The 11,613-nt window shown below is 41.0% G+C and carries 4 protein-coding genes; 1 reads left to right on the top strand and 3 read right to left on the bottom strand.

The features are described 5' to 3' along the window. The first annotated feature begins 2 nt into the window (after nt 1–2). Nucleotides 3–1,388: a glycoside hydrolase family 43 protein gene (locus tag N5O98_RS09955; protein ID WP_004309639.1), complete on the top strand. Its 1,386-nt coding sequence runs from the start codon at nt 3–5 to the stop codon at nt 1,386–1,388. A gap of 21 nt (nt 1,389–1,409) precedes the next feature. On the opposite strand, the gene N5O98_RS09950 is transcribed toward N5O98_RS09955, so the two are convergent. The 3 genes from N5O98_RS09950 to N5O98_RS09940 all read right to left on the bottom strand — a co-directional run bounded on the left by N5O98_RS09950 (nt 1,410) and on the right by N5O98_RS09940 (nt 11,454). Then, the gene (locus N5O98_RS09950; RefSeq protein WP_022199309.1) at nt 1,410–5,429 is read right to left on the bottom strand and encodes a two-component regulator propeller domain-containing protein; all 4,020 of its coding nucleotides are present in this window, start codon (nt 5,427–5,429) and stop codon (nt 1,410–1,412) included. A 158-nt stretch (nt 5,430–5,587) separates the two neighbouring features. Continuing rightward, nucleotides 5,588–8,023 (bottom strand): glycoside hydrolase family 95 protein, encoded by a 2,436-nt coding sequence (locus N5O98_RS09945; RefSeq protein ID WP_004309642.1) that lies wholly within the window; start codon nt 8,021–8,023, stop codon nt 5,588–5,590. A gap of 893 nt (nt 8,024–8,916) precedes the next feature. After that, entirely contained in the window at nt 8,917–11,454 is a 2,538-nt protein-coding gene (locus tag N5O98_RS09940) for a glycosyl hydrolase 115 family protein (RefSeq protein ID WP_032855951.1), read from the bottom strand. Nucleotides 11,455–11,613 lie beyond the last annotated feature (159 nt).

The raw sequence follows: 11,613 nt of genomic DNA, 5'->3' as shown, positions 1-11,613 counted from the left end.
ATATGAATCTGAAAGCAAAACTTGTGGCGGCATTATTGCTGCTTGGAGGTGCTCTACCCCATGAGGCAGGAGCGCAAAATCCGTTTGTGCAAACCTGTTATACGTCAGACCCTGCTCCTATGGTGCATGATGGCACATTGTATGTCTATACGGGACATGATGAAGATAAGGCTGATTTTTTCTGGATGCAGGAATGGCGCGTGTATTCTACCAAAGATATGGTGAACTGGACCGATCACGGCTCTCCTCTTGCCATCGAATCATTCGACTGGGCGGACGACCGTGCCTGGGCAGCACAGTGCATCGAACGTAATGGTAAGTTTTATTGGTATGTCTGCCTGCATTCCAAACTTTCCAATACGATGGCAATCGGTGTGGCGGTAGGCGATTCGCCTGTCGGTCCTTTTAAAGATGCCATCGGCAAACCGCTTCATGACGGAAGCTGGGACTATATTGATCCTACGGTCTTCATTGATGATGACGGTCGTGCTTATCTGTATTGGGGAAATCCGAATATCTATTATGCAGAATTGAATGAAGATATGATTTCTTTGAAAGGTGGAGTGGGCAAACTGGAACAGACTGTTGAGAGTTTTGGTGCACCTAATCCGGAAAAGCGTGTCAAAGGTGTTAAGTATAAAGATACTTATACAGAAGGTCCATGGCTTCATAAACGGGAAGGAAAATACTATCTTCTTTATGCTGCTGGAGGTGTCCCCGAACATATTGCCTATTCCATGAGTGGCGGACCTCTTGGTCCGTGGAAGTATATGGGAGAAATCATGCCTTTACAAGATACGGGCTCGTTTACTAACCATTGTGGAGTGATAGACTATAAAGGCAATTCTTATTTCTTCTATCATACGGGTAAGCTGCCGGGCGGTGGAGGTTTCGGGCGAAGTGCGGCGGTGGAGCAGTTTAAGTATAACGCTGACGGCACTTTCCCGATTATTAATGCTACCCGGGAAGGGGTGTCACCGGTAGGTACGCTCAATCCTTACGAAAGGGTGGAAGCTGAAACAATCGCTTTTTCTGAAGGTGTGAAGTCCGAACCAAATGTGAAAACCGGTATATATATATCTGAAATTCATAATGGAGATTATATAAAGGTACGTGAAGTGGATTTCGGCAATAAATCTCCCAAACGGTTCACTGCTACCGTTGCCAGTGCCCTTCGTGGCGGGACGCTTGAAGTACGTACAGACAGCATAAGCGGACCATTAATTGCGGAACTGACTATTCCTTCAACGGGTGGTTGGGAATGCTGGAAAACATTGCAGACTGATATTGTAAAACCGGTCACAGGAATACAAGATATTTATTTTGTATTCAAAGGACGTAAAGGCTGCAAACTGTTTAATTTTGATTGGTACAAGTTTAACAGATAAACATGCTAGAGAGCAGTTGGGTTACTCTTCTTTTTTACTCAACTGCTCTTTCATATACATTGAAGGCGGCATTCCATACAATTCTTTGAATGTTGTCGAGAAATTATTAGGATCAGTGAATCCTGTTAACATGGCTATCTCGGATATGGTATGCTGTTTTTCGGACAATAGACGAGCGGCTTCTTTTAAACGTATATTACGTATAAAGTCACGGGTTGTCTGGTTGGTGAGCTCTTTGAGTTTCCTGTGAAGATGTACGCGGCTGATACCTACCTCGGTGGTGATTGTCTCTATTGTCAAGTTAGGGTTACCGATGTTTTCATTGATCACTTTCATAATACGTTCCATCAATTTCTCATCGGGTGATTTCACTTCCAGTTTCTGAACCTTGTTCTCCAGATTTTGCTGGCCTGTAAATACTTTGCGTAACTGCTGCCGTGTATTAATCAGATTTTCTACCGTCTTTTGCAGAATTTCGATATTGAATGGCTTCATGATATAGGCGTCGGCTCCTGTATTCAGACCTTCAAGGTTGTCTTCTTCCCTCGTTTTCGCGGTAAGCAAAATGACTGGGATATGGTTGAGGTTTACATTCTGCTTGATCTTCCGGCATAAGGTGAATCCGTCCATTTCGGGCATCATGATGTCACTAATGACTAAATCCGGAGTCTTTTTAAATATTTGCTCTAATGCTTCTTTACCATTACGGCTTTCCATGATATGAAATTTGTCCCCAAACTCCTTCGCTATATAATTTCGGATTTCTTCATCGTCTTCTACAATTAATACGTGATATTTAGTTTTTACCCTGACTTTCTTTTCTTCCTCATTTTCTATAATGGGAGAGATGACAGGAACAGTTGGTACGGCTACTGTTACCTTTTGCTCATTGTTGTCAACTTCTTCAGGTCGTAGATGCTTGTTACCCAACGGTAATCGGATAATAAAACGGCAACCCGGTTGTTCTTTATTATTTTCTACATAGATAATTCCATGATGTAATTCCACTAATGAACGAGTCAGATGTAAGCCTATTCCTGTTCCGCCTTTCGGATTCTGTTGGCTGTTACGGATCTGATAGAAACGTTCGAAGATATGTTCTTTTTCCTGTTCATCGATGCCTGTTCCGGTATCCGCGATAATTATTTCGGCATATTGTTTCAAGGGATCGGGCAGTGTATTATCTTCTCCCGTACGGATGGTAATATCTATGTTTCCTTTTTCAGGAGTAAACTTGAAGGCATTAGACAGAATATTCAGGATAATCTTATCAAAATTACCTGTGTCTATCCATACATTCAGTTCCCGGAGCGTACTGTGAAGTTGTAGCCGGATATTTTTTGTATTTGCCTGTTGACCGAAAGTTGTACATAAATCCTCAATAAAAGGAATAATATTGGTCTCCCGGAACATCAGGAACATTTGTCCTTTATCAATTTTCCGAATATCCATTAGTTGATTGACAAGATTCAGAATACGTTCCGCATTTCTGTAGATAATATGATATATTTTCAGGCGTTCATTGTTCTCCTCATTCTTAATCAGTTTCTGTAGAGGGCTGATGATTAGAGACATCGGAGTGCGTATCTCATGAGAGATGTTGATAAAGAACTGCAATTTTGCTTCATTGATTTGTTCGGCATGGATATGTTGCAGCATTTCCTGATGCATTCTGTACCGATGTCTGATCTGAAGAATAATGATAAATATAATGGTCAGTAATAATAAGGAGTAGATAACTTTAGCCCACCATGAAGCATACCATGCAGGAGATATAAAGATGGTAATTTCTTTTATATTTGAATACACGGTGTTGTCTTTTGCTCTGATTTTAAAGTTATAGGTACCGGGTTTCAGATTGCTGAATGAGATACGGTTTACACCTTTGGGCAAACTAATCCATTTTTCATCGTTGATAGAATAAAGGTAGTTGATGTGTTCGGGGGCATTTAATTCCAGAGTGGCAAACTCGATACTGAACACATTGTCTTTATGGGATAGATAAAACTCTTTTGCGTTGAATACAGGGCAGTTGATAATATTGTGAATACCGGATTTCATTCCTTTTCTAACCGGATTGTTATGCAGGAAAAAGTCGGTAATCCGGATATTCCATGTTTTTGCCGGATTGATAATGTCTTGCGGATTGAAATAGGTGATACCATTCATTCCGCCAAACCAGATGATACCTTGTTTATCTTTGAAGGAGGCATTCTTGTAGAACTCATTTCCCTGTAATCCGTCGCTGACATAATAATTGATAAATTTGTTGTTTTTCTTTTGGAATTGGGAAATTCCGGCATTGGTGCTTATCCAAAGAAAATCTTTTCCGTCTCCTTGTATGGCATATATTGTATTACTGGGCAATCCGTCTGCAGTAGTATAAGTGGTTAGTTCTTTCGTTTTTTTATTCCAACCGGATAATCCTTCGGAACTGCCCAACCAGACAACTCCGTCGGCATCTTCAAAGATTGAATAAATAACATTTTGTGAGAGTATCTTATGACTTTGAAAATCAGGACTGTCAAGGTCTATACAGTTGACGCCGTCATAAGTTCCGACATACAGCTTATTATCATCGGAATAGTGGAGGCAACCTATCCATTCGTTGATTAGAGATGTCTGAGATTGTACGGATGTAAATTCTTTCGTTTTCAGGTCATAGTAGAACAAACCGAATCCCATTGTCGCAATCCAAAGTCGCTTGTTTTTATCTTCTGCGAAATCATATACACGTTGTATATAGTTGTTGTTCTTATCTACCAGTTTGTACTGGTAATCGCATAATCCTGTCTGTTTGTTCAGCTTTCCCATACCGTTGATAAAGGAGCCGACCCAAATGTTGTACTCGGAATCTTCATATAGTTTTATAACTGTTGAAGGCACAGAATTAGGGTGATTAGTATGCGAGAAATGTTTAGCCGGTTCTAACTTTTCTGTCAGGGCATAAATTCCGTCATTGTCTGTTCCAACCCATAACATACCGTTGTTGTCTTTGCAGAATGAGGTTATACAACTGGAACCGATTATGTTTTTATCCATGGATTTATGTCCTATATACTTGAAACTGTTTGTTCGGGCAGGTATCTGCATGACTCCTTTCTGATAAGCAGCCAACCATAAGTTACCGGAATTGTCTTTTAGGATAGAATGTATTTTTGAATTTTTTGAATCAAAATAGTTGTTGTCAAAATTGTATTCGGAGATTTCATGAGTTTGGTTATTGTAGACACTCATACCTTTACCGTCAGTTCCGATATATAATTCATTTTGCGGTCCGGAATAGAGGAAACAGATAGGAAGTTCTCTCTTTTCTTTAAAATCAATAGGTATAAAGGAGTCTTGTCTTTTGTTATAGACGAATAGTCCTTTTCTCATACTTCCTACATAAATATTCCCACGTGAATCTTCACATATACTTTTGACATATCCGTTGTCTTTAGATAAATACAAAGTAAGTTGGTTATTAGAATCAAGACGATATACTCCTTCTTCGCCTTTTGCTATCCAGACATTCTGTTTCTTGTCTTCAATCATAAATCCTGTTGATGTCATGGGGATATCAATTTTTTGAACAGTCAACAGGTAATCTTTGATATTCAACCTGCACAACATATTTCCGGATACCCATATTTCTCCATTTCTCCTTTCGATAAAGGAAACAATATTGCTTTCAAATATTTCTCCATTGTCTTCCCTTATTGCAAGTGGGGTAAAATTGTCTGTGGCCGGATCATACATTTGAATTCCCATATATGTACCGATAAACAAATGACCTTTGCTGTCCTCAAAAACAGTACGAACAAAATTGTGGGCTAACGAATGTTCATTATTGGGCTCATGTTTGTATATGGTAAATTTAGCACCGTCATAACGGTTCAGACCATCTTCTGTTGCAATCCAAATGAAACCGTTCCGGTCTTGATATATTTGATTAATCAGACTACTGGAGAGCTCTTTGTCAGTAGTGAATAACTTAGGAGATTGCCCGTTGCATAACAAAGAAAACAATAATAATAGAAAAGTGAATACATTTTTCATAGTTATAGATCGTTGTTTGTTGTACAAAGAAAAATAAAAACCTAAATATAACCTAATAAAAGATGAATATTTTCATTAGGCTCCGGGAGTACAATCAGATGTTGTAACATCGTTTGTGAAAAATGTAACATGAGAAAAGATTAACCTCTCCTTATGTATTATTGTTTTCCTTTCATTGTATTTACAATATAGCTTTTACCGGCTTTTGTTTCGATGTCATATTCGTAAACCTTCTGCAGCTTGGGAGATTGCGCACTTACCCCTTTGGCTACAAGAGGTTGCTTGATAGGAGTGGTGGCGAATAATCTGTTTGAGCACTCTTTCCCGTTTACTTGTTTTAAGCCTTTCCCTTTCAGGGGAACATAAGACCGGATGCGGAGCGTACCACCTATATTCGACCGGATGATCGCTTTATTTAACACATTGTTTTTCCAGTCCATATCGACAGTAAAGTTTCCACGTGCCACCAGCCCCTTCACACTTCCTTCTTCCCATGCATCAGGCAATGCCGGCAATAAATGTACGGCACCGTCATGACTTTGGAGCAACATTTCCGCTACTCCGGCTGTATAACCGAAATTACCGTCAATCTGGAAAGGCGGATGGGCATCCAGCATATTGGGATAGGTACGCCCGTTCGGATATTCTTTAGCCAAGTTATCGTTGGGCAATAGTTGAATCATATTTTTAATGATTTGGAAGGCATGGTTTCCATCCAGCATACGTGCCCAGAAATTGACTTTCCAGCCGATACTCCAACCGGTAGCTTTATCACCGCGTTGAAGCAATGTGTTTCTTGCTGCCTGGAATAACTCGGGATTTGAGTATGGAGAAATTTGATTACTCGGATATAGCCCGTACAAATGTGAAATATGACGGTGCTCGTCCTTGGGATTGTCAATATCTTCAAGCCATTCTTGTAGTTGGTTATGTTTTCCTATTTGCATAGGTGGCAACTTCTCTAGTGTTTGTTTGAGGGAGTCTTGGAAAGAGGGGGCTTCACCTGCGATGTATGAAGCCAATAAGGTATTATGCAGTGCATCAAAAGCAATCTGGTTATCCATGGTGCATCCGGCAGTGACCGGACCATGTTCAGGCGATACGGAGGGAGCTACCACCAGCCATTTATAGGTAGGATGTTCTACCAGAAAGTCCATATAGAATTGTGCGGTTCCTTTCAGTATCGGATAATATTCTTTTAGAAATTCTTGATCTCCGGTGAAAAGATAATGTTGCCAGATATGTTGGGCCAACCAGGCGCCGCCGCTAGGCCACATGCCGGCTGCTGCAAAATCGACTACACCACAGATTCTCCATAAGTCGGTGTTATGATGTGCCACCCATCCGCGTGAGTTATACATGTTTCGGGCGGTTTTGGTCCCTGTGACGGATAAATCTTTCAACATTGAGAATAACGGACTATGTGTTTCACTTAAATTAGTGACTTCTGCCGGCCAATAGTTCATTTCTGTATTGATATTGATGGTGTATTTGCTATCCCAAGGTGCATGAGTACTGTTGTTCCATATTCCTTGCAAATTGGCAGGTTGTCCTCCCGGTTGTGAAGAAGAAATCAGCAGATAACGTCCATAATGGAAAAGTAGAGCTGCCATTGCCATGTCTTCCCCATTTCCGAAGTTTTCAATTCGTTTGGGAGTCTCCAGTTGGGAAGCTTTGCCTGTCGGTAATGTAAGGCGTACACGGTCAAATTGTTTTTTATAATAAGCGATATGGCTTTTGAGAGCTTTTTCGTAAGGTATTTGCATTGCTCTTTTCAGATATTCGCTGGTCCGTCGGGATTCATTGGCGCTGACATCCTGGTAGTTTACGTAGTTGGTTGCTGCCGATATATAAAGGGTTGCTTCTGTTCCTTCATTTATTTGGAGCGTATTTCCTGCCGGGCGGAGAGTGCCATTCGTTTTTACCTGGATTTGACATTCTGCCCGTAGTGCGGCTTTCAAACCTTCCTGCTCTTTCCCTTGACAGGTGACGGTCAGCTTATCATTCTGAACATTCACCTTATGTACTAGAGGGCAGTTATATGCAATAGTAAAGTTCAGTGCGTTTGCTTTACTTGCTTTGATATGCATAATAATGACATTATCAGTAAATGAAGCAAAAGTGGTGCGGGTATAAGTGACGTCATCCACTTGATAACGGGTAGTTGTCGTTGCATTCTCCAGATTCAGATCGCGGTAAAAGCCGGATGCGTTTTGGTGTTCCGGAAATTCCAGATAAAGGCTACCTAATGTCAGATAGCTCATTCCGTGTTGCTGGGTTAAGAAGTTGGTGTCAATGAGTCTTTGCGCTTCCTTGTTTCTCCCTTCAAAAATCAGTTTGCGTACAATCGGTAGCACATGTATGGCATTCGGGTTATTATTATTGTATGGAGAGCCTGCCCAAAATGTTTCTTCGTTGAGTTGTAATTCTTCGCGTTTGATTCCGCCATATACCATGGCTCCAAGACGAGAGTTGCCAATAGGGAGAGCTTCCGACCAATTTTGTGCAGGTTGACTATACCACAGTTTCAGGTCCTGTCCTGAAACAAGGTTGCTTATTAATAGGAATAATACAAAAAAAGTGTTTCTGTTCATATTGTATGGATTTGTAGCAAAGGTAGCTCATTTCCCAATACAAAAGGCAAAAAACTGTTTCTGAAATCTACCTTGGAAGTAACTTCTTTCCATATTTATGTTACTAATATATATGTTGTATGTTCCAAATGATAAAATAATAACTGCCGGTTTCTTTTTGATTTATTATCAGCCTTGCCCTCTTGTCAAGTAGCTTGTTTGCAAGCTGATTAAGTAGGGAAGTATAAGAAGGGAAGCTGGTATAGTTGCGTTGGGATGCCGGTATTGTTCTATGAAAGTACCGGTATCATTAATTTCCCACGGCCGTGACAAGATCTTCCCACGGCCGTGGTAGGAACTCGTCACGGCTGTGGGAAGAAGCTACCACGGCCGTGAAGAATTAAGTATACCGGTATCCTGACCGAACAATAGTTATTGAATGATAGAAGTATACCGGTTGTATGACGGATGTTTAATGGAGGCTTTTCTTGAAAAGTAAGTAAAGCTGGATAGGAGATATGGGAGAGCAAAATCATAAAATAATAGGCTGACAATAAAACTTATAAAATGTTATTGTCAGCCTATTGTCAGGGCTTATTGTCAGCGTCTAATGTGCTGGAAATCATTCGTCTAATGAATAGGAATGACGGCTGACAATAAGAACTGCAAAATTTATAGGTTCTTAATCAAATTCCGTGCTACTTATTTATGTTCAATTACCTTATTCATGGCTATTCCGGAGTACTTTAAGATGCATATAGTTTGGATAATTTATTTGCTATTTCTAATATGCCGATATCCCTTTATCCATCGGCCTTTCAATGAGCTTTACTAGCACGGAATTTGATTAAGAACCAATTTATATGTAAATACAATCAGTGTGTAGTAATTGACTTGTCTCTACATTGATCTTTTTATCTATTATCTCTCTTGCTTTTCGATTCATTCATAAACAGATAAGATTTCTTATAGCCTCCGTAGTCTACAACTAGCTTTTCCAGCACGATGCCCGGATCAAGAGGTTTGAAAATTAGTGTCTGCATGCCGTCTGATGTATTCGGCACATTCAGTTTGACCTTTTTCTCGACGATACGTCTTGCAACTGTCGGATAGTATATGCTATACACATTTTCGGGAAGTTCATTCAAATTCTGATTGAAATTGATAGTCTGTTCCTTCGCCCCTTCGAATCCGATACTGTACTCATGTCCTTTCCGGTCGTGGAAAGCAAGAGTCGATTTCACTATCACGTGAACAGTCACTTTGTCGACTCCTTTAGGCAATTTTATTTTGTAGGAGATAGAAGCTCCGTCGGTCGGCTGGGTATAAGGCATCAGAGCCATGCCGCTAAGGGTTCGTCCCATGTAGGGGATCACTGTCCATTCCGTACCTGGTGCTGCTTTAGTGCTGTAATAGTGTTCGGCCTCCATAGCTACATATCCGTCTTTCCCGGTGAAGACGTATCCACCGACAGCCTTTTCCGGATTTTCGATTCGGTAGGTTTGTGGTAGTGTATCAGCGGGGAAATTATCATTCCATGAGGTATAACCGATATGTTTCTGAATCATCATGTTCTTCCATTTACCGCCGGACATAACATTGTTATAATCGTCACTCAATGCTTTATCCCGTGCAAAAGCCTGTTCCACTTTATCTGCCCATTCGTTAGTTTGCGGATTGTTTTCTTTGTACAATTTATGGTTCATGGCTTGTGCATAATACATCTCGTACAGGTTTGCCATGGCTTGAACAGGGAAGAGGATTAATTGCTTGTAGGCATCTTTATATTCCGGTTTCAATGATATGTATTGTCTCAAAGCTTCCGCTTCCAGTTTCAGATATTCATCAGATACTTGTTTCCATTCGCCGGTCTCCAGGTTATAAGTATTCCGGTCGAGCATTTCTCCCGTTACGCGACCGTTATATTTGCTGTACAGGTTTAAGATTCGCATAGCTTCATCCGCTTGATCTTCGCCAAACTGCTGTGCGCAGAAACGACGGGGATGATCCAGCAAGTTGGAGACGTTGAATTGCTTGGGATTCCATGCCATATCCATGAAGAGCGTGATCGGATATTCCATTGGTTTCAAATCGCCTACATTCAGTATCCACAGCTTTTCTACTCCGTAATCGTATGTGAGTTGAAGTTGCTCCCACATATTTTGTATAGGGGTTACGTTCAGCCATTTGGAGTTTCTCGGAGCACCTACGTAGTCTACATGGTAATACATGCCCCAACCGCCCGGATGCTTACGTTCCTTGGCATTTGGCAGGCGGCATACATTTCCCCAGTTGTCATCACACAATAGCATGATTACGTCATCGGGTACACGCATACCTTTATCATAGTAATCCAGTACTTCTTTGTATAGTGCCCAGACTTGCGGGGTTTCTTTGGCAGGACGTTTAGTCACCTTTTCAATGATTCTGCGTTGGTTCTTTACTATGTCTTCCAGCAGTTTCACGTTGGTGTTTTCGCTCATGGCTGCGTCACCGTCTCCGCGCATACCGATGGTTACGATATCTTCTGTGCCCTGCATCCGTTCGATACCTTCACGGAAAAACTGATCGATCACTTTTTTGTTAGTTGTATAATCCCATGCACCATATTCTTTGCGCTTGCGTGACCATTCCTGATGGTTGCGTGCCATTGGTTCGTGGTGGGATGTACCGATGATGATTCCCATTTCATCAGCAGTCTTACTATTCTCCGGGTCGTCTGCATAGAAAGCCCAACTCCACATGGCAGGCCAAAGGAAATTACCTTTCAGGCGCAGTATCAGTTCGTAAACTTGTGTATAAAAACGGTGGTCACCGTAGTTTGTGCCGTAGGTTTGTTTTACCCAACCGGTCAGACAGGGCGCTTCATCATTCAGGAAGATACCGCGGTAGGTCACCGCAGGTTCTCCGTCTGTATACTGTCCCGGCTTTACATATACATTCTGTTGCTTTCGGATAGGGACGTCTGCCCACCAATACCAAGGAGATACCCCCATTTGTTCAGACAGTTCATAGATACCATAGATCGTACCGCGTCTGTCGCTGCCGATGATAACCACTGCTTCATCTACTCCTTCACAGGGATTAGTGACAACTTGCAGGATATATTTCTCGTTTTTCCCTTCCAGCTCTTTTTTATCTATTTTGTTTGCAGCTATCAGTTTTTTTACAAAAGGAGTACTATAGGTACCTACAATGACACAGTGTTTCGAACTTACGTTTGTTAAGAGCACAGGCTTCGTTCCGCATACTTGCAGTATATCTTGTTGAAGATTGCCGACAGCTATCATCACTCCTTTGTCTTCGGAAGAATCTACATATATCGGACAAGGAACTCCTTGGGATATCAACGGAAAATGATTATCGGTCGGTGTGAATACTACGAATTGTTCAGCGGCAAATGCTGCTATACTCACAACAGAGAGGTAGAAGAATAGAAATAATCTTTTCATGGTTTCAATATTTAATAATTTGTTGTTAATCATTGATCTTACGTTTCACTGTAACCGGATATTCTACTTTGTAGATAATTGGTAATTGAAAAGTATATAACAGCAGGCTCAAAATGATGCAAATATCCTTCTTCATAAATACTATATTTAATGAAATTA

It is taken from the genome of Bacteroides sp. LFL-34, from assembly GCF_027257075.1.
GTDB lineage: Bacteria > Bacteroidota > Bacteroidia > Bacteroidales > Bacteroidaceae > Bacteroides > Bacteroides ovatus.
Note: the sequence above shows the minus strand (reverse complement) of the source record. Positions and strands in the feature narration are given on the sequence as shown.